At 76.9% G+C, this 17,925-nt stretch carries 14 protein-coding genes; 2 read left to right on the top strand and 12 right to left on the bottom strand.

The window, feature by feature from the left end; all coding sequences use genetic code 11:
• Positions 1-2: 2 nt before the first annotated feature.
• Genes ACFXHB_RS11860 through ACFXHB_RS11835 form a run of 6 tightly spaced genes read right to left on the bottom strand, consistent with a single transcriptional unit; the run spans position 3 to position 9,400 of the window.
• The gene (locus ACFXHB_RS11860; protein WP_380573847.1) at positions 3-254 is read right to left on the bottom strand and encodes a hypothetical protein; all 252 of its coding nucleotides are present in this window, start codon (positions 252-254) and stop codon (positions 3-5) included.
• 50 nt (positions 255-304) lie between these two features.
• Positions 305-4,789 carry an SAV_2336 N-terminal domain-related protein gene (locus ACFXHB_RS11855; protein WP_380573846.1) on the bottom strand — a complete coding sequence of 1,495 codons (4,485 nt, stop codon included), beginning with the start codon at positions 4,787-4,789 and terminating at the stop codon, positions 305-307.
• A gap of 6 nt (positions 4,790-4,795) precedes the next feature.
• A complete protein-coding gene (locus ACFXHB_RS11850; RefSeq protein ID WP_380573845.1) occupies positions 4,796-5,935 on the bottom strand; it encodes an AAA family ATPase in 1,140 nt (379 codons plus the stop codon).
• Positions 5,932-7,803 carry a hypothetical protein gene (locus ACFXHB_RS11845; RefSeq protein ID WP_380573843.1) on the bottom strand — a complete coding sequence of 624 codons (1,872 nt, stop codon included), beginning with the start codon at positions 7,801-7,803 and terminating at the stop codon, positions 5,932-5,934. The genes ACFXHB_RS11850 and ACFXHB_RS11845 overlap by 4 nt, the downstream gene beginning before the upstream one ends.
• A complete protein-coding gene (locus ACFXHB_RS11840; protein WP_380573842.1) occupies positions 7,797-8,873 on the bottom strand; it encodes a hypothetical protein in 1,077 nt (358 codons plus the stop codon). The genes ACFXHB_RS11845 and ACFXHB_RS11840 overlap by 7 nt, the downstream gene beginning before the upstream one ends.
• A complete protein-coding gene (locus ACFXHB_RS11835) occupies positions 8,870-9,400 on the bottom strand; it encodes a CU044_2847 family protein (RefSeq protein WP_380573841.1) in 531 nt (176 codons plus the stop codon). The genes ACFXHB_RS11840 and ACFXHB_RS11835 overlap by 4 nt, the downstream gene beginning before the upstream one ends.
• A 300-nt stretch (positions 9,401-9,700) precedes the next feature.
• Between ACFXHB_RS11835 and ACFXHB_RS11830 the strand changes: the two genes are divergently transcribed.
• Positions 9,701-10,801, top strand: a complete 1,101-nt coding sequence (locus ACFXHB_RS11830) for a chemotaxis protein (protein ID WP_380573840.1) — start codon at positions 9,701-9,703, stop codon at positions 10,799-10,801.
• A 212-nt stretch (positions 10,802-11,013) separates the two neighbouring features.
• Here ACFXHB_RS11830 and ACFXHB_RS11825 read toward each other — a convergent pair whose 3' ends face one another.
• The 5 genes from ACFXHB_RS11825 to ACFXHB_RS11805 form a co-directional block, all read right to left on the bottom strand.
• Positions 11,014-11,241, bottom strand: coding sequence for a hypothetical protein (locus ACFXHB_RS11825; RefSeq protein WP_380573839.1), 228 nt, complete (start codon positions 11,239-11,241; stop codon positions 11,014-11,016).
• Between the two features lie 44 nt (positions 11,242-11,285).
• On the bottom strand, positions 11,286-12,215 hold the full coding sequence (locus tag ACFXHB_RS11820) for a hypothetical protein (protein ID WP_380573838.1): 930 nt from the start codon (positions 12,213-12,215) through the stop codon (positions 11,286-11,288).
• Complete coding sequence (locus ACFXHB_RS11815) at positions 12,202-12,723, bottom strand: SigE family RNA polymerase sigma factor (RefSeq protein ID WP_380573837.1); 522 nt, start codon at positions 12,721-12,723, stop codon at positions 12,202-12,204. The genes ACFXHB_RS11820 and ACFXHB_RS11815 overlap by 14 nt, the downstream gene beginning before the upstream one ends.
• 448 nt (positions 12,724-13,171) lie before the next feature.
• Entirely contained in the window at positions 13,172-14,671 is a 1,500-nt protein-coding gene (locus ACFXHB_RS11810; RefSeq protein ID WP_380573836.1) for a M1 family metallopeptidase, read from the bottom strand.
• A 473-nt stretch (positions 14,672-15,144) separates the two neighbouring features.
• A complete protein-coding gene (locus ACFXHB_RS11805; protein WP_380573835.1) occupies positions 15,145-15,684 on the bottom strand; it encodes a GNAT family N-acetyltransferase in 540 nt (179 codons plus the stop codon).
• 346 nt (positions 15,685-16,030) lie between these two features.
• On the opposite strand from ACFXHB_RS11805, the gene ACFXHB_RS11800 reads away from it, so the two are divergent.
• Positions 16,031-17,020, top strand: a complete 990-nt coding sequence (locus ACFXHB_RS11800) for a polysaccharide deacetylase family protein (RefSeq protein ID WP_380573833.1) — start codon at positions 16,031-16,033, stop codon at positions 17,018-17,020.
• A gap of 40 nt (positions 17,021-17,060) precedes the next feature.
• Here ACFXHB_RS11800 and ACFXHB_RS11795 read toward each other — a convergent pair whose 3' ends face one another.
• Positions 17,061-17,498 (bottom strand): YchJ family protein, encoded by a 438-nt coding sequence (locus ACFXHB_RS11795; RefSeq protein ID WP_380573832.1) that lies wholly within the window; start codon positions 17,496-17,498, stop codon positions 17,061-17,063.
• Positions 17,499-17,925: the final 427 nt, after the last annotated feature.

Below are 17,925 nucleotides of genomic sequence, written 5' to 3'. Positions count from 1 at the left end.
CGTCAGGAAGGCAGCCCGATCAGGTCGTTCGCCTGCCCCGTCACATGGCCAGTGGCCTCGCCGACCACCCCGCCGGCGTCGCCGACCTGCCCCTGGACGGCGTCCGGCGCCGTGGTCAGGGTGCCGCCCTGCTGGAGCGGGCCGGTCAGGTCCCCCTGGCCGCCGATCGCGCCGGCGTGCGCGGCGGGAGCGGTGAGGGAGGCCACGACGCCCACGGCGAGCGAGGCGACGGCGAGCATGCTGCGCTTCTTCATGCCCCGCTCAACGACACTGCGCCACCCGGGTTACGGGTGGCCCGGCGGCTTCACCCGATCTCGTCGTCCCGGCCCGGTCCCAACCCGGCGAGCACGGCGTCGACCGGGACCAGCCGGGGGTGGTCGGGGCCGAGCCGGGCCGCCAGCACGGTCCGCGCCTCGACGAGCAGCCCGCGCGCCCGGTCGTCCTCCCCGGCGGCCGCCAGCACCCGGCCCAGCCGCCACCGGTTCTCCGCCCACGCGGGGTGGTCACGGCCGTGCACCCGTTCGTGCAGCTCCGCCGCCTCCGCCAGCGCGGCCAGCGCCTCCGGCCGGCGGCCCCGCGCCGCGAGCAGCATCCCGGACACGTCCAGCGCGGCGGCCAGCCGGTGCGGCTGCCGGTCCGCCCGGCCACGCCGGTAGGCCAGCACCGCCTCGTCGATGGCGGCGACCGAGACCAGCTGACGGGTCCGCAGTTCGTGGTAGGTGTCCGGCAGGCCCGCCCCGGGGGTCTCCAGCTGTTCGAAGTACGCCCGCATGGTGTCGACCAGGGTCTCGCTGGCCTCCATGACCAGGTCCAGCGACTCCACGTCCTCGTCGGTCCCGGCCCGGCGCAGGCTCTGCGCGAGCAACTCGCACGCCACCAGGCTCGGATGGCCCTGGAGCAGCGACAGTCGGGCGCGGTCCTGCCGGATCGCGACCTCCAGCACGCTCGGCACCCGGAGCAGGTACGAGCCGAGGCGCAGCAGTTCCGCCCACGCGCGGTCCAGGTGGTCCGCGGCCAGGCCGAGCCGGCCGCCCTCCAGCTCGGTCAACGTCAACTCGCGGTCGATCGCCACGCGGGTCAGGGCCCGCTCGCGGTCGAGGGCGGCCGACCGCGGCACGGCCGTCCGTCCGGGGTGCTCCGCCCCGTCCGGGCGGTCGAGGGCGCGACCGGCCGCCCGGAGTTCGCGCAGCGAGCCCGCCGGGTCGCCCAGGTCCCGGCAGATCCCGGCGGCCAGCCGGTGGGCGCGGACGGTCAGCCGGGCCGTCGAGGTCCCGGGCGGCCATCCGGAGAGGTCCGCCAGTGCCTGCCGCGTCCTCGCCCGGGCCTGCGAGTACTGGGCGCCGGCCCGGAGCACCTCGGCGAGCAGCAGCGTCGCGTCCACCTCCTCCTCGCCGACCGGGCCGCTCCGCCGGCGCAGTGACTCCTGGTAGGTGAGGTAGGCCTGGGCGGCGTCGAGGTCGCCCTGCCGCGCGCGGAACCGGGCCAGCCGGTGCAGCAGAGTCGAGCGCCGGGCACTGTCCGTCGGGTCGTCGTCGTCGGCCCGCTGGACGACGACGTGGGCGTGCGGCAGCAGCGCCGTGCAGAGCGCCCAGTGCCGCGGTGACGTCGGGTCGGCGGGGAAGCAGGCCAGCACGGCCTGCAGCGCCGCACGGGCCCAGCCGCGCCGCCGGGCGGGGGTCATCCGGGCCCGGACGGCCTGTTGCAGCTGCTCGTGGACGTGGATGGCGATCGAGCCGCTGCGGCTGTCGGGTGCGATGCGCAGCAGCCGGTCGGCGGAGAGACGGGTCAGCACGTCGGTCAGCGGGAGGCCGTCGGGGGCGGCGACTCCGGTGTCGGGCCGGCCGGCGGCCGCCAGCAGTCCCTGGGTGATCAGTTCGAGGCTGAGGCCCTGGGGAGCGAGGAAGGCGCTGACCGAGAGGACCGCCAGGGCCCGCTCGTCGTCCTCGGCGAGCCGGTCGAGCAGCGACCGGTACGGGAGGGTCGGTTCGGGCCGGGCACCGGGCGCGGCCGGGCTCGTGGCCCGGACGGCGGTGCTCCTGGAGGCGCGGGCCAGCAGACCGGGCAGCGCCGCCAGGTCGTCCTCGGGGTCGGCCGCCGGAGCGCCCGCCCCGGACCAGGTGCGGACACCGCCGCGCAGCGGCAGCGCGTGGTCCTCCAGCGCGCGGCGGTCGGCGCTCTCGATCGCGGTCGTGACCAGCACGCTGCCGTAGCCGTCGGGCGGCCAGTGGTCGCCGACCAGGGTGCGCGGCGAGTAGCCCGCCATCCAGCGCTCCTGTTCCGGCATCTGCGCGCCGAGGTCGTCGATGACGACGAGCCAGCCGGGGTGCTCGGCGAGCCACTGGCCCGGTTCGGTGCCGGCCTCCGGCCGCCGGTCGGAGGCCGGGCTGCCCGGCTCGCTGCCCGGCAGGCCCTGCAGGGTCGTGAGCTCGGCGAAGGACCGCGCGAGCCGTTCGTGGCTGCTGCCGTCCACCCACCAGACCAGCGAGTAGGAGTCCCGGTGCAGATGGGCGTAGGCGAGGGCCAGCGCGGACTTGCCGGCCCCGGGCGGGCCCTGGACGACGCAGAGCGAGCGCTCGGCGGTGGGGCGGGCGGCGGACCGGGCGGCGGAGGCGCTGCTCCCGGGGTGCAGGATCCGCTCGACCTCGACGAGTTCGCCCTCCCGGCCGGTCATGTCGGGGCGGCCCGGGGGCAGGTTGCTCCAGGTCGGCCCGGCCTCGGCGGGCCGGTCCGCGCTCTCCGGGACGGGGGCCGGCGCGGCGGCGCCGCGTTGCCACCAGCGGCGGCGGGCCGGCTGCGGCGGGCCGCCCGGCAGGATGTCCTGGTCCGTGATCGGGACGACGAGCTGTCGGGCCGGGAGGGGGCGGGTGCCCGTCCTCCCGGTGGCCGGCCCGACCCGGGTGCCCGACGGCAGGGTGACGGCGAGCCGCTCGGCCAGCGCGCCGTCCGCGCCGCCCAGGCCGCGGAGGACCTCGACCGCGACCTCGGCGAACGGGATGCTGTGCGTGGGCAGCACCGGAGCGCCGGTGGGGGCGGTGTCGGCGAGGGCCGCCAGCGCGCGGAAGTCGAGGGTGCCGAAGGTACTGGCGACCGAGTGGGAGACCCCGGCCAGCACCCGGAGCACCTCGGCGGACTCGCCCCTGGTCAGGGTGGACAGCAGCCGGCCGCGGACTCCGGGGCGGAAGTCGTAGAGCACCGATTCCGGGTCCTCCCCGGCCTGCTGCGGCGAGCGCCGTTCCAGCAGGCCGGAGAGGTAGAGCTCGGCCAGGTGCGCTGCCGAGGAGTCGGCGAGCATGGCCTGCTGGACGTGCCGCATCACCGGCAGGCTGAGCGGTGCGGCGGCCAGGAACCCGGCCAGCTCGTAGGCGGTGGGCGAGGCCTCCCGGCGGAACCTGGCGAGCGACTCGGCGGGCGACTCGTCACCGGGGCGGCGGTGGACGGGGGCGGGGGGCGGTCCGAAGGGCCGCAGACCGTCCGGTCCGGTCGGGCGGCCGTCCAGGGGGACGGCCATGACCGGTGTCCAGCCGGGGGCGCGGCCGGAGATCATGCGGGACCAGGGCACCAGCCAGTCGGCGCGCAGCTCCAGGACCGCGGCCCAGGCGGTGCCGGGGCCGGTCGGGTTGCGGCAGGGACGGCCGGGGTGCGACCGGTCGCCCGGTCCGGCCGGTTCACCCTGGTCGGCCCACGGGTCCTCGGCGGCGAACACGACGGTCGGCCGCTCGCCCGGCCGGACCCGGGCCCGGGCCGGGACGGGGTGCAGCGCGGTGCGGTGCCAGTGCCGGCGCGGCAGCACCTGCAGGACGGTCACCGGCGCGGTCCGGCTCCAGTCGCGCATCGCGGCGGGCAGGGCCGTGCCGTGCCAGAGCGGGCCGACCCCGTCCGTCAGCAGCAGGACGATCCGCCGGCCGCGCGGGTCGGCGGTCAGGCCCAGCCCGGGGCCGGCCGGCCGGCGGGCGGCCGACCGGGTGGCCGCGCCGGGCACCCGGTGGTGGCGCGGGGTCAGGACGGGGGCGCCGGAGCGGTCCCGCAGGGACCAGGCGCGCACGCGCCGGAACGCGCCGTGGCGCAGCAGCAGCGCGGCCAGCTCGTCCGCCAACGAGGACCAGACGGCCATGGTCGGGCCGCAGTCCACCACCAGGTCCACGTCCAGCCACCGCTCCGGCGCGCCCTGCCAGACCGGCAGGACCAGCCCGGCCCGGCCGGAGACGGTCACCGTGGCGGGTTCGTCCAGGACCCGGTCGTGCACCGACCGGACGGTGCGGCGCAGCGGGCGCAGGGCGCGGGAGAGGGCGAGGGCGCCGCCCAGCGCGGGCCGGGCGGGGCTGCGGACGGCGGCCGCGGGCCGGTCGCCCGGACGGGCGGTGTCCGGGACGGGCGGCAGGTGGAGCGGGACGACGCCGGGCGGTCCGGGCGGTCCGGGGGCGGCGGGCGGGTTCGGTCCGGGACCGGCCGGCGGCCGGGCGGTTCGGCCGGGTCCGGGCGCCCGGCCGGCCGGGTCCGCGGCCTCGTTCTCCTCCTGCTCCCGGGCGGCCTGGTCGACCGCGGCGCGCAGCGCGGCTCCCCAGGCGGCCGCGGCCTGCTCGTCCTCCTCCTCGTCGACCGCGGGCAGCGGCGGCAGGCCCACCGGGGCCGGCTCGGCCCCGGTGCCCGGGCGCAGCCCGCAGACCCGGGCGAGCCAGAGCACGTCGGCGAGGTCGCGCGGGTCGGTGCTGCCCTCCGGCTCGGTTCCGTCCCCGGTCAGCAGACGGCCGAGCTGGCGCAGCAGCTCCTCGGGCACCAGGGGCGCGGACACCGGGGGTCACCGTTCCCCGAGCGAGCGCAGCAGGTGGGTGTCGAGCAGCTCCCGGCCGCCGTCGCCGTCCCACAGGCCCCGGGAGGCCATCAGCAGGGCGTTGAGCAGCTGGTCGTTGGCGAGGTCGGCACCCTCCTCCCGCTGCTTGGCCAGGAACCTGGCGATCAGGTGTTCGCGGACCTCGGCCGGGACGAGGGCCCCGGGGCCCGACAGGTGCGCGGCCACCATCCGGGCGAGCTTGTCCGGGCTCGGGCGGGGGATCTCCAGGCGCAGGCAGCGGCGCAGGAAGGCGGCCGGGAAGTCGCGCTCCTCGTTGCTGGTGAGGATCACCAGCGGGAACTCGGCGCAGCGCACCCGGCCCCGTCGCAGCGAGGCCCAGCCGTCGTCGTCGCCGGTCATCACCCGGGCGTCCTCGTCGTCCAGGCGGCTCAGTTCGGGGATCACGAACTCGCCGTCCTCGAAGACCGTCAGCAGGTCGTTGGGCAGGTCGAGATCGGCCTTGTCGATCTCGTCGACGAGCAGCATCCGCGGGCGGTCCCAAGGCAGCAGCGCGGTGCCGAGCGGGCCGAGCCGCAGGTAGGGACCGATCCCGGGGGCCGGCCGGTCCTCCCCGGCCGGGGCGCCGGGGCCGGCCGTTCCGGGGCGTCCGAGGGGCCGCAGGCCGGTGTCCTGGAGCCGGCCGATCGCGTCGTAGTGGTACTGGCCCTCCTGCAGGGTGGAGCGGCTGGTGATCGGCCAGTGCAGGACCGGGCCGAGGCGCAGCTCGTGCGCCACGCTGTACGCCAGGGTGGATTTGCCCACCCCGGGCGGGCCGGTCACCAGCAGCGGCCGGCGCAGGTGCAGGGCCATGTTGACGAGGTGGATCTCCTTCTCGTCCGCCTGGTAGGCGGCGGCCCGGTGGTCGCGGCCGAGTTTGCGGACGGCGACCGCCTCGGACATCTCCGGGGGCGTGGGCGGACCGGAGCGGTCCTCGTCGTCCCGGCGGAAGGAACGCCAGGGCGGGGCGTCCGGGAGCCCCCGGATCCCGTCGTGCGGGACACCGGTGCTGCGGTAGAGCCACCAGGCGGGGCCCGCCCCGTCGGGGTGCGGCGGGTGCGGGGGCGACGCCGGTCCGGTCCGGGCCTCGTGGGGGGAGGGGGTCGTCACGCGGGTTGTCCTTCCTGCCGGGCGGGCCACGGGTCGGGGTGGGTCGCCGGAGCGGCGGAGGCGTCGGGGTCGGGGACGCGGCCCGGTTCGCGCGCGGTGGTGTGCGCGGGGGCGCGGAACGGCGTCGGCGCCATCCAGGCGGCCTGGCCGGGTTCGTCCCAGAGCAGGGTGAGGTGGTGGCCGAGGTCGGCGGGGTCGTCCTCGGCGGCGGCCCGGCGGCGGCGGTGGACGTGGGCCGCCAGGCCCGGCAGACGTGCGGCGGTGAGCTCGCCCAGCAGCTCGTGCAGCTCGATGGCGCTGCCGGTGTCCCGCCGCCAGACCATCACCGGGATGCCCTCCCGGAGGGCGTCCTTGACGGCCCGGTAGGAGGCGGCGCGCTGCTTCGGGTGGTAGGCGTACGGGAAGGAGAGCGCCAGGATCGCGGTCCGCGGCCGTTCGTCGAGCCACCGCCGGACGTCGCCGGGGCGGCTGCCGAGCCGCAGGGTGCGGCCGGTGGTCTCGGCGTCGATCGGTGTCCGGTCCTCGGCGAACGCGAACCAGCCGGGCAGGTCGGCGACCGTTCCCGGGGCGCCGCTGTCCATGGTCGCCTCCAGGGCGCGCCACTTGTTCTTCCAGGCCGGGTGCCAGAGCGGCGACCGGATCCGGTCCAGTGAGCGGACCACCACCGGGAAGTGCATGCCGACCGGGTAGTCGTCCTCGTCCATCGGCCACAGTTCGACGGGGTGGCTGAGCAGGGACCACGGCAGCAGGAACTCCACCCGCAGGCCCTCGGCGTCCGCGGCGGCCGCGGCCAGCTCCCGCCAGGTCGTCAGGTGCCGGCTGCCGCTGTTCCGCAGCGCGGACTGGGCGATCCGGTCGGTCGAGGCCTGTTTGGACAGCAGCCGCCACGGCTGCTCGGTGGTGTCGTAGAGCAGGGCCTCGAAGGAGTAGACGGGCTCGGCGTCCGAACCGACCGGCGAAACGTCGTCCAGCACGATCTGCAGGACCAGCGGGTGCCATGGCCCGGCCGGTCCGCCGTCGTGGGCGGGGGCCGCGGTGGCGGGGCCGGCCAGGCCCGCGGTCGCGACGCCGAGCTCGTGGGCCTGCTGCTTGACCAGGTCGGTCAGCGCGGCGGCCTCGGGGCCGGTGCTCTCCTCGGCGAGCCGGGCCAGGAAGCGCAGCAGCAGCGGGGGCGCCGGCCGGCCGCCCGGCGGGTCCGGGGGCGGGCCGGCCGGGCCCTCGTCGGTCCGGGGCCCGTCGAACCGGGGCCCGTCGAACCGGGCGTGGTCGAGGCGGGCCTGGTTGAGCCGGGTCGCGGCCTCGGGCAGCCCGTCCCGGCTCCGCACCGGGTGGGTCTCGCCCGGGGCGCAGGCGGCCTCGACCAGGCGGTGGACGAGGGCCGGCGCGGGCGCCGGTCGCAGGGTGCGCAGGACGCCCAGCACGGCGAGCTGGGGGCCCGGGGCGAGCAGACCGGGCGCCGTGAGGGCCTCGACGAAGGCGGTGAGCCAGCCGACGGCCGCCGTGCCCTCGCGCTGGAAGCGCAGGACGTCGGCGAGCTGGACCAGGGCCCGGGCCGGGTCGTGCCAGCGGCGGCAGCCCCGGACCAGGTCCTGGAGGTGGTCGGTGGCGAGCGCGCTGTAGGGGACGGCGAACGGCCCGGGCAGCGCGAGCCGGTGGCCCAGCTCGTCGAGGGTGCGGGCCCGGAACGCCGGGTCGCCCATGCCGGGGATCTCGGCGAGGACCTCGCACAGGTACCGGTCCGCCTCCACCGGCCACGGCCCGCAGGGGGCCGGTGCGCCGTTCGGCGGATCGGTCGTTCCGTCGGCTCCGGGGCCGGTGGGGCGCAGGCGGTCGCCGAGCCGGGCGAGCAGGCGGCGGCGCTCTACCACGGACCGCCCTCCGGGTCGTCGGAGCCGGTCGGCGGGAGGCCCGTCAGGGCGCGCAGCTCGTCCACGGCGGCGAGCCCCGGGCGCAGGAAGTCCAGCGCGTCGAGCACGGCGGCCAGCGCCGTCGCCGGATCACGGTGCCGCGCGCACGCCTGGACCAGCTCCATCAGGTGGTCGACGGCCTGGGCGCGGTGGGCGACCCGGAGCGGCTCGGCGGGCCCGAGCCGCTCCCCGGCCGCGCGCAGGACCTGGCGCCGGAAGTCCGGGTCGTCCATGTCCGGGACGGCCAGCAGCAGGGGGACCAGCTCCCGCACCCCGGGCAGCGGGCGGGCCCGGTGTGCCGGGGTGACGCGGTGGGGTGCCGGGCCGGTGTGCGTCGTACCGGTGTGCGCGGGGCCGGTGTGCGTCGTACCGGTGTGCGTCGTGCCGCTCCCCGCCGTCGCGCCCGGCCCGCCGGCCAGCGCGCCGTGCAGCGGGTCGGTGGCCGGCAGGACGGCCGCGAGCGCCGCGAGCGGTGTGAACCAGCCGCCGCGCACCCCGTCGAAGTCCCGGCTGCCCTTCAGCACCCCGCAGATCGCGCCGGAGTCCAGCCGGACGACCATGCTGCCGCTGAAGCCGTCCTTCACCTCGTCCCCGGTGAGGCGCAGATAGCCCGCGGACGGACCGGCGACCGTCAGCAGCAGGGAGTCGCCGTGCACCCCGGGCACCGGGGTGTGGGTGGAGAACCCGCTCACCAGGACCGCCGTGCCGGTGGCCGGGGCGCGCCCGGCGTCCAGCAGGAGCGGGACGGTGGCCACCGGACCGTCGAGGTCGAGCAGGGCGAGATCCGGATAGGCGTGGAACCTGCCGTCACCCGGTTCGACGGGGAAGAGCCGGGCGGGACCGGCCGCACCGGCGTGCCCGCACCGGCCCCGTACGCCCAGCCCGGCGCGGCCGCGGCGCGCCACGTGGGCGGCGGTCAGCACGACGGTGGGGGAGAGCAGGAACCCGCTGCCCAGGAAGCCCGAGTCGTCGCGGACCTCGACGGCGGCCGCCGTCGAGACCGGCGCCCCGGAGGGCCGGCCGCCGGTCACCGGGGGGTGCTCACCCGAGGCTCGGCCGGGGTCCCGGGACCGGGGGGTCCGGTGTCCGGCCCGTGGTCCGTTCCGCCGTCCGGGTCACCTCCCGCGCCGCCGTCCGTGTGTCGGGCCCGGGCCGCCGACACCCGCGCGGTGTCCCAGCCCATCCGCACCGTGAACGAGGCCTCGCCGCCCGCCTCCGCCACCACGCCGATCAGCTTGCCGGACTTCACGGCCAGCTTGAGCCCGAACTCGACCTCCAGGGTGTCCGGCATCGCCGCGCCCGCGTCGGCGATGCTGCCGGCGGCCCACCGCCCCACGTCGCGCAGCACCTCGCCGACCGCGTCCAACCGCAGCGGCAGGTCGGCCAGTGCGCGCCCCGCGGCGTCCCGCACCCCGGCGTCGCCGCCCGTCCCGGTGGCCGGTGCCGTCGCGGAATCGGGTGCCGTTCCCGGAGCCGGTGCCGTCGCGGACTCCAGTGCCGTCACCTCGGCGTGGACGAACGCGCCCCCGCCGAGATCCACCGTGATGACGTCCCTCACCTGTGACCCCCCTCGGTCTCGATGTACGGCAGCGTTCAGCGTAGGGGGTGGGCCGGCGGGGCGACATAACTATCTGGTGATCAAAGGGTTCTGATTCTGTCTCAGCTGCCGTCCGGTCCTCCCCGTCGGTCCGGTGAGCCCGATCCCACCCCGGATGCGGACGGCTTTTCGGTGGCGGCGGGCATAGGAGGGCGTTTGGATGGGGAGGGGTGGGGAGGCAAATCCGGCAAACCTGGCAAAACATAGGAGAGTCTGATTCTGCCGAGCATGTCGAGGCAACCGCGACAAGAAGGGCATCCGATGCACGCAGCCGAGCTCACGCCTGCCGTCCTCGCCGAACTGCGCCGCCCCCGGCGCTACCCGGCCGTCTCCGTCCTGCTGCCGACCCACCGCAGCGAGCCCGACAACACGCAGGACCCGGTGCGCCTGCGGAACCTGATCGCGGAGGCCAAGAACCGGCTGCACGCGGACGAGGCCGTCTCCCGGGCGGACCGGCTGGACGTGGTGGAGCAGCTGGACCGGGCCCTGCGGGAGGTCGACCTGGTGCACGCCGAGGACGGTCTGGCGATCTTCGCGGCGCCCGGTGAGCACCAGGTCTGGTCGCTGCCGCGCACCGTCACCGCCCGGGTGGTGTTCTCCGAGACCTTCCTGACCCGCAACCTGGTCTCCGCCTACGCCGCCGGCGCGCCCTACTGGGTGCTGACGGTCGCCGCCGACCGGGTCGCGCTGTTCGGCGGGACGGGCCCGCGCCTGGTGGAGCACACGGCGGGCGGCTTCCCGCAGGTCCAGGTCGGTCCGGACTGGGACGTCGAGCGCAAGGAGCGGATCGGCGACGTCCCGAGCACCTTCCGCGACGAGGAGACCCGCCGCTTCCTGCGGGACGCGGACACCGCGCTGGCCGCCGTGCTGGAGTCGGACGCGCGCCCGCTGTACGTGCTCGGCGAGGCCGCGGCGCTCGCGCTGCTGGACGAGGTCGGCACCGCCGTGAAGCGGGCCAGTGCCCAGGTGCCGCGCGGCGGACTCGGCCACGCGGCCGCGGCCGCCGTCGCCGAGGCCGTCCGCCCCACGGTGGCGCAGCAGGGGCAGCAGGCCGTCGCCGAGCTGCACACGCGGCTCGACTCGGCCCAGAGCGTCAAGGCGCTCGCCGCCGGGATCGACGAGGTCTGGCAGAGCGTGAGCGAGGGCCGGGCCGCGCTGCTGGCGGTGGAGGAGGACTACTGGGAGCCGGTGCGGGTCACCGACAGCCATCTCGTGCCCGCCGCCTCCGGTGAGCCGGACGTCCGCGACGACATGGTCGACGAGATCGTCGAGCGCGCTCTGGACACCGGCGCCAAGGTGCAGTTCGTTCCCTCCGGGGAGCTCGCGGGCCGCGGTCGGATCGCCGCGGTCCTGCGCTACTGACCACCGCCGTCGCGCGACCGACCACCGCCGTGACGTGCCGCTGGTCACCGGCGTGGCACGCCACTGACCACCGCCGTCGCGCCACCGACCACCGTCGTGGGGCGCTCCTGACGACCATCTGCCACGGGCCCGGCCGGACGCCACCGGCCGGGCCCGGGCCGTCACCGGGGCGACCGCGTGCCGCACGCGACGCCCCGGCCACGGCCGGGGGATCACCGGGAGCAGCCCCGGTCCGGCGGCGGGTAGGCACCGCGGCAGGCCCGCCGGGGCCGGTCGCCCTTGCTCGGGCGGCGGCGGGCGCAGACCCGCGGGGACGGCGGGCGGCACGCGCGGGGGCCCGGTGCCGGGGAGGGGGAGGAGGTGGCCGGGGTCGGCGCGGTGGGCGCACAGCCCACCAGGAACAGCACCAGGCCGACGAGGATCCGACGGAGCAGGGCCATGGCGGGACCGCCTTCGGGACGCAGGGGAGGCGAGGGGGGAACGATCAGTGGTGCGAGCTGCCGGTGGCGACGGCGGAGGCGCCGCCCGTGACGCGGACCGAGGCGACGACCCGCTGGACCAGCTCCACCGTCCGGGCGGAGGGGTGGTTCAGGCAGGCGGTCAGCTCGACGACGGTCACCGCGCCGGCCACCGTCACGGTTCGGCGGCCGGTGAGCTGCCGGGTGCCACCGCGCAGACCGCAGTCCTTGGCGAGCGCGGTGTCCTCGGCCGGGGCGGCGGTCCCGGCCAGCTTCTGGACGTGCGCCGGGTCCTCGATCAGGGTCACGGCGACCAGCACGCCGTCGGTGTTCAGGGCCTCCAGCGGTGCGCAGTCGGCCTGCCAGGGCGGACAGTAGGGGGCGACCTTCAGGGACTGGTTGGCGGTGAACCCGGTGTCGCTCAGCGGTCCGCCGGCCGGCATGACCAGGGTGTACCAGCCCTTCGGCACATCGAGGATCACGCCGCCGATCTCCGGGAACAGGACGGCCTGGGAGCCCTCGAACGGGCTCGGCGAGACGCTCGGCCCGTCGCTCGCGGCCGTCGGCGCCGGGCTCGGTGTCGAGGCCCCGGTGGGGGCCCCGGCCGCGGTCGGTCCGCCGGTCGCGGGGCGCAGGACGGTGGGCCCCGGTGAGGGCGCGATGGCCGGCGCCGCGGCCAGGGCGGCGGCGAGCAGGCCACCGGTCAGGCCGGCCCCGAGACCGGCCGCCCGCCGCCGCCGGCGGTTGCGGTCGGCGCGTTCGCGGACCCGGTCCATCCGGTCGTCGGGCGTCGGAAGGTCGGGGACGGCCCGCCGCAGCAGCACCCGCAGTTCGTCCTCCACCTCGGCGTCGGCCATCCGGGGGGCGTCCCGGTCGTCGGGCCAGGGGTCGCGGTGCCAGGGCTCGCCGGGGCCGGACCGGTCCGGACCGGCGCGGTCGACGTCAGACCAGGTCACGCCGTCCCCCGTCCAGCAGCAGCTCCCGGGCGGGCAGCTTGCCGCGCAGGGCCTGCAGGGCCCGGTGCGTCTGGCTCTTGACCGTGCCCGTGGTGCAGCCCAGTGCCTCGGCCGTCTCCTCGACGCTCAGGTCCTCGAAGTACCGCAGCACGACCACCGCGCGCTGTCGCGGCGGGAGCGCCCGGACGGCGGCCGCCACCACCTGACCGACCACCAGCTCCTCGAACGGATCCGAGCCCGTCGGCTGCTCCGGCAGTTCTCCGTGCGGCAGCTCGCCGTGCCAGCGGCGCCGCCACCAGGAGACGTGCGAGTTCACCAGCACCCGACGGACGTACGCCTCCGGCCGGTCGATGGAGATCCGCTCCCAGCGCGGCCAGACCTTCGCCAGCGCCGTCTGCAGCAGGTCCTCGGCGAGGTACGGATCGCCCGTCAGCAGCCAGGCCATGCGCAGCAGGCGCGGGCTGCGGGCGGCGACGAACTCCTCGAAGTCCGGTGTCGCATCCCTCATCGTGCCGCCCCCGCCATGGTGCTCCCGTCGTTCCCGCCGTCATCGCCGGCCGCCGCGGCCGAGTCGTCGTTGTGCTTCTCACGGCTGCTGAACGCGATGGGAGTCCGTTCGGGTTGCCTGCCGAGGCCGCCTATTTTCCGGCAGGGCGTCGCGGGCCCGGCACGGCGGCCCCGGTCCGGGCTGCGGGGCCGGACCGGAGCGGGGTGCGGAGGGGTGCGCGGTGGCCCGGACGGGTGCGTCGCGGGCCCGGCGCGGGGCCGGGGGCGGCGCGGACCCTGGACGGCCCGCGCGCCGGCCGGAACTCGGCCGGGCGGCGGGCGGGCCGTGGGTCCACGATGCGCCCGGGGGCTCCGGCCGTACAGGGGCGCGCGGCGGGCGCCCGGGCGCACCGGACGGGCGCGCCGGCCCGCGGCGGGTCTCCCCGGACACGGACTCCCCGGGGCGCTGCTCAGAGCGTCCCGGTGCCGTGCGGCGCGGGCGTGAGCCGGTCGGCCGCGCCGTCGGCCGGGGGGACCGGCGTGACCGGGGTGACGGTCCAGTCCGGGTGGCCGGGCATGGCCGGGGTCCGGTCGCCGTAGAGCCATGTCCCGAGGAAGGCGGAGAGGTCCTGGCCGGACACCTGCGAGGCGGTGCGGACGTAGTCCGCGGTGGTGGCGGTGCCGTCCCGGTAGCGGCTCAGGAACGTCCGCTCGATCCGGTCGAAGACGGTCGCGCCGACCAGCTCGCGCAGGGCGAAGAGCACCAGGGCGCCGCCGGTGTACCGCTGGCTGTCGAAGAGGTCGGCGGCGGTCGGCGCGGCGACCGGCCCGGAGTCGTGGCGCCACTGGTCGCCCTTGCCGTACACGTCGCGCATCCGGTCGGCGAGGGTGCCGAAACCGCCCGAGTCCGGCCAGCCGCGCTCGTACCGGTACATCAGGCCGTAGAAGTCGGCGTGCCCCTCGTTCAGCCAGAGGTCCGCCCAGGTGCGCGGCGAGACGCTGTCGCCGAACCACGAGTGCACCAGCTCGTGCATCATGTGCGAGCCGATCGCGGGCTCGGCCTGGCGCAGGAAGTTCGGCTTGTAGAGGGTCAGGGTCTGCGTCTCCAACCCGGTGAAGTCGAACGCGGCCGGGTCGTCGGTGTTGGCGGGCAGCAGGCCGTAGGTCTCGAACGGGAACGGCCCGAGGTGCTGCTCGGCCCAGTCCAGCTGGCCGGGCGTGAGCGAGAGGGCCGGCTCAAGCTCGGCTGCGCGCGCGGTCGGGACGACGTCCCGCAGCGGCAGCCCGCCCGGGCCGGTGCGTTCGCGCACCGTGTAGTCGCCGACCGACACCTGCAGCAGCTCGGTGGCCATCGGTTCCCCCGGGGAGTACCTGCGGGTGGTCTGCCCGTCGGGGTGCCGCTCGGTGGCGGTGAGCCGGCCGTTGGCCACCCCGACCAGGCCGTCCGGCGCGGTCACGGCGATGGTGAAGGCGGCCTTGTCGCTCGGGTGGTCGTTGCACGGGAACACGGTGTGCGCGCTCTCGGGCTGACCGGCCACCGCGAAACCGTCGGGTGTGGGCACCCAGCCGGTGTGCGGCAGCTTCGCCGCCGGGTCCGCCGAGTAGTCGACCGTCACCCGCACGGTGGCACCGCGGCGCACCGCCCGGTCCGGGACGACGGTGAGTTTCTCGTCGTGCGCCCGGAACGTCGCGGGCCGGCCGTCGACCCGGACGGCGTGCACGTCGAGGCCGAGCGCGTCCAGCTCCAGGGACGGCAGCGCGGTGAGCGCGCGGGCGGTCACCACGGTGGTGCCGTCCACGGTGCGGCTGTCGGGGCGGTAGCGGAGGTCGAGGTCGTAGCCGAGCACGTCGTAGCCCGCGTTCCCTAGCAGGGGGAACACCGGGTCACCGACGCCGGCCGGCGCCGGGGCGTCCGCCGCGGTGGCGCGGGCCGGCACGGTGGCGCCGAACACCGCTGTCGCGACTGCCAACGCGACGAGGAGACGGGAACGCGGCCTGGCCAGGGTGATCACCGCTTTCGTGGGGTGTCCCGGGTGTGGCGCCGGCGCGGGCCGGTGCCACGGAGCGACCTTTCGAGCACGGATCGTAGCGGACGGGTCGGACGGTCCGGGCGGCCGCGCGACACGCGGCGTCCCCCGGACGGCCCACCGTGGTAGCCGAGCGGCTGCGGACTGTCATAGCGTTCGAAGTGCCCCGCCCCCTGACGGGCGGGGCCTCGGCCGTCGGAGTACCTGGCCAGGTCCGGCGGCCGTTCTCATGCTCTCATCCCTGCCCGGCGGGCGACTCCCGAGCGGGCGGCGATGCCCGGCGCGCCGGTGTCCGGGCTGTCCCGGTCGCCCCGGGGCGACCGGCCGGGGCCCGCCCGCAGCGCCGTGGCCCGCACCGCCGTGGCCCGTCCGGCGGGCGCCCGGCCCCTCGCCCGGCCGGAGCGCCGGCATCGGGGTCAACGCGCCTCCGCGGCCGCCCTGTCGAGGTCCTTGCCGTACCAGATCTGGGCGTACGGGCCGTTGCTGTAGGCCGGGATCTCGCGGTACCCGTGCCGGGCGTACAGCGCGCGGGCCTCGACCAGGTCGAGCCGGGTGTCCAGCACGATCCGTTCCGCGCCGAGCGCGCGGGCGGCCTCGTCCACGGCGGCGAGCAGGCGGGTGCCGCCGCCGGTGCCGCGCACCGCGTGCCGGACGAAGACCCTGGTCAGCTCGACCGTGCGGTCCCCGATCGCCCGCAGGCCGGCGCAGGCCTGTGGCGCGCCGTCGTGGCGGCCGAGCAGGAAGCGGCCGGTCGGCCCGGCGAGGTCGTCGCTCGGGGCGTCGGCCAGGCCGGACTCGATCTCCTCGGGCGTGCCGTCCCGGCCCAGGCGCAACCGGTAGTAGCGGTTCGCGACATCGAGGTAGTAGTCGCGCAGGAGCGCCAGCGCCTCCGGGGAGCCCACCTCGGCCGGTGCGATGCTCCAGGGGTCGGTCGTCCGTGTCGTGCTGATCGTCATTCGCGCATTGTCGGTGCCGGGCCGCGCCCGCCGCGAACGGATTTCCGCACTGTGAGGACCGGGCGTCCGGCCGTCGCGCACGTCTCCCCGGTGCGTACGGTGCCGGTACGAACGGTGCCGTCGGTGCGCCCCGACGGTGGTGACCCGCGGCCGCCGGGAGTGCGGTGCCGGCGGGTCTCCGGGGTCGGGTCCGCGGTGCCCGCCGGGGGTGCGGCGCGGTGGGCCGGGCGGGTGATGGGGGGATTGGCGGACGGGCGTGTCGGGGGAGCAGTGCTCCATGGACACACCATCAGATCATCGTATTAATGGGGGACTGAGGGGACGTCACCGGGCCGGGAGCGGTCTCGTGGCAGCGGTCTGCCTGGCGGCGGTGGTCGCCGGCTGCGCCGCCCCGACCGGGCGGGAGGCCCCGTCCTCGCGGGCCGGTACGAGCGCCGCCCCCGCCGCGGCCGGTTCCCCCGCCGCCCCCGCCGGTCCGGGCGGCGCGACGTCCACCGCCGCCACCGCCGCCACCGCCGCCGACCGGGGCGGGCCCCGGCCGCCGGCCGTGCCGCTGGCACTGCCGGGCCTGGCCCGGGCGGAGGAGGAGAGCAGCGGTGAGGCGGTGGCCCGCCGGGAGACGGCCGTCCGCACGGCGCTGGAGACCGCGCACCGCTGGGGCGTGGAGCGGCTGCCGCTGCAGGCGCCCCCGCGGCCGGTGTCCAGGCCGGAGCTGACGCCGGTGCAGGGGGTGAAGCTCCAGGACGGGCGGCCGCCGGTGGTCTACCGCGTCCCGACCGACGAGAAGATCGTCTTCCTGACCGTCGACGACGGTGCCGAGAAGGACCCGGAGTTCTCCCGGATGGCGGCGGAACTCGGGATCCCGCTCAGCACCTTCGTCGCCGACTACCTCGCGCGCGAGGACTACGGGTACTTCCGCGCGCTCGCCGCCCAGGGCGACGCCGTGAACAACCACACCATCAACCACCGCAACCTCAAGGTGCTCGGCTACGACCAGCAACGGGACGAGATCTGCCGCCAGCAGGACCAGCTGGAGCGGCAGATCGGCGCCCGCCCCCGGCTGTTCCGGCCCCCGTACGGCGAGTACAACGACGACACCCTGCGGGCGGCCGGCTCCTGCGGCATCGAGGCGGTGCCGCTCTGGAACGAGGAGGCCTTCCCGGACCACATGGAGTACCGCTACGACGACCAGCGGCTGCACGCGGGCGACATCATCCTCACCCACTTCCGGGGCACCGACCTGTGGCCGGGCAGCATGCCCGACCTGCTCCGCAAGGTCGTGAACGAGGTCACCGCGCAGGGCTTCGCCCTCGCCCGCCTGGACGACTACCTGTAGCCGCGGCGGGAGGCGGGGCCGGCCGCCCGGGCCGCCCCGCTCAGGCCGGCGGGAGGGCGTCCAGGTAGACCCAGGCGCCCTCGTGGCGGACGAAGCGGCTGTGCTCGGTGAGGATCCCCTGCTCGCGGCCCTCGGTGTAGTGGGCACGGAAGGCGACGGTGCCCTCGGCGTGGAAGCGGCCGCCGTCGGTGGTGGTGAGCACCTCCAGGCGGGTCCAGCGCAGTGCGGGGTCGAAGTCGATCGAGGCCGGTCGGGTGTCGGGGTGCCAGGAACGGAGCAGGTACGCCTCGTCGAAGGCGGCGAAGGCGCTGAAGCGCGAGCGCATCAGCGCCTCGGCGGTCGGCGCGGCGGCCAGGCCCCGGTGGTAGCGGCCGCAGCAGTCGCCGTACGCGGCGGACAGGCCGCACGGGCACGGTGAGGAGGGCAGCAGGCGGGGCGCGGGGGTGGCGGCACGGGGCGCGGAGCGGCGTCTGGACATGGCGTCCATTGTCACCCCTCGCAACGGTGCCGCGGCCCGGGGCCGGAGCCCCGGGGCCGCCGCCCGGTGGCGGATGTCCGGATCCGCCGGGAATCCGCCGTCGGCGGTGCCGGGGTCGGGGGCGACCGGGGTGGGGCGGGGGCGATTCCGGGATCGGTGCCCGTCCGCCCTTCCGGCCGGGAAAGGCCGATGAATATGCGCGGCCGCCGATGAATATGCGCAAACCGTGAAGACCGGGCCCGTCGAAATCGGCTGCGGGGGTCGTTCCGCGAGGGGTGGTCGCCCGGCCCCGCCGCGCCCCCCCGTGTGGCGGTGCGGGGCTCTCGCCGGCGATGGTGCCCGCCGGGTAAATGACGAGGTCAGGTCAAGATGGGCCGCGCGGAAAGGCCTCTGCCGCCCCGGAGCTGATGCACCGTCGGCTGCTGCG

Origin of the sequence: Kitasatospora sp. NPDC059327 (assembly GCF_042752535.1) — a bacterium.
In the GTDB taxonomy this organism is placed as follows: Bacteria; Actinomycetota; Actinomycetes; order Streptomycetales; family Streptomycetaceae; genus Kitasatospora.
Note: the sequence above shows the minus strand (reverse complement) of the source record. Positions and strands in the feature narration are given on the sequence as shown.

Excerpts from the sequence above, each read along its gene's own strand:
- ACFXHB_RS11795 (WP_380573832.1), bottom strand. The coding sequence starts at position 17,498 with ATGTCCAGACGCCGCTCCGCGCCCCGTGCCGCCACCCCCGCGCCCCGC.
- ACFXHB_RS11830 (WP_380573840.1), top strand. The coding sequence starts at position 9,701 with ATGCACGCAGCCGAGCTCACGCCTGCCGTCCTCGCCGAACTGCGCCGC.
- ACFXHB_RS11860 (WP_380573847.1), bottom strand. The coding sequence starts at position 254 with ATGAAGAAGCGCAGCATGCTCGCCGTCGCCTCGCTCGCCGTGGGCGTC.
- ACFXHB_RS11805 (WP_380573835.1), bottom strand. The coding sequence starts at position 15,684 with ATGACGATCAGCACGACACGGACGACCGACCCCTGGAGCATCGCACCG.
- ACFXHB_RS11825 (WP_380573839.1), bottom strand. The coding sequence starts at position 11,241 with ATGGCCCTGCTCCGTCGGATCCTCGTCGGCCTGGTGCTGTTCCTGGTG.
- ACFXHB_RS11815 (WP_380573837.1), bottom strand. The coding sequence starts at position 12,723 with ATGAGGGATGCGACACCGGACTTCGAGGAGTTCGTCGCCGCCCGCAGC.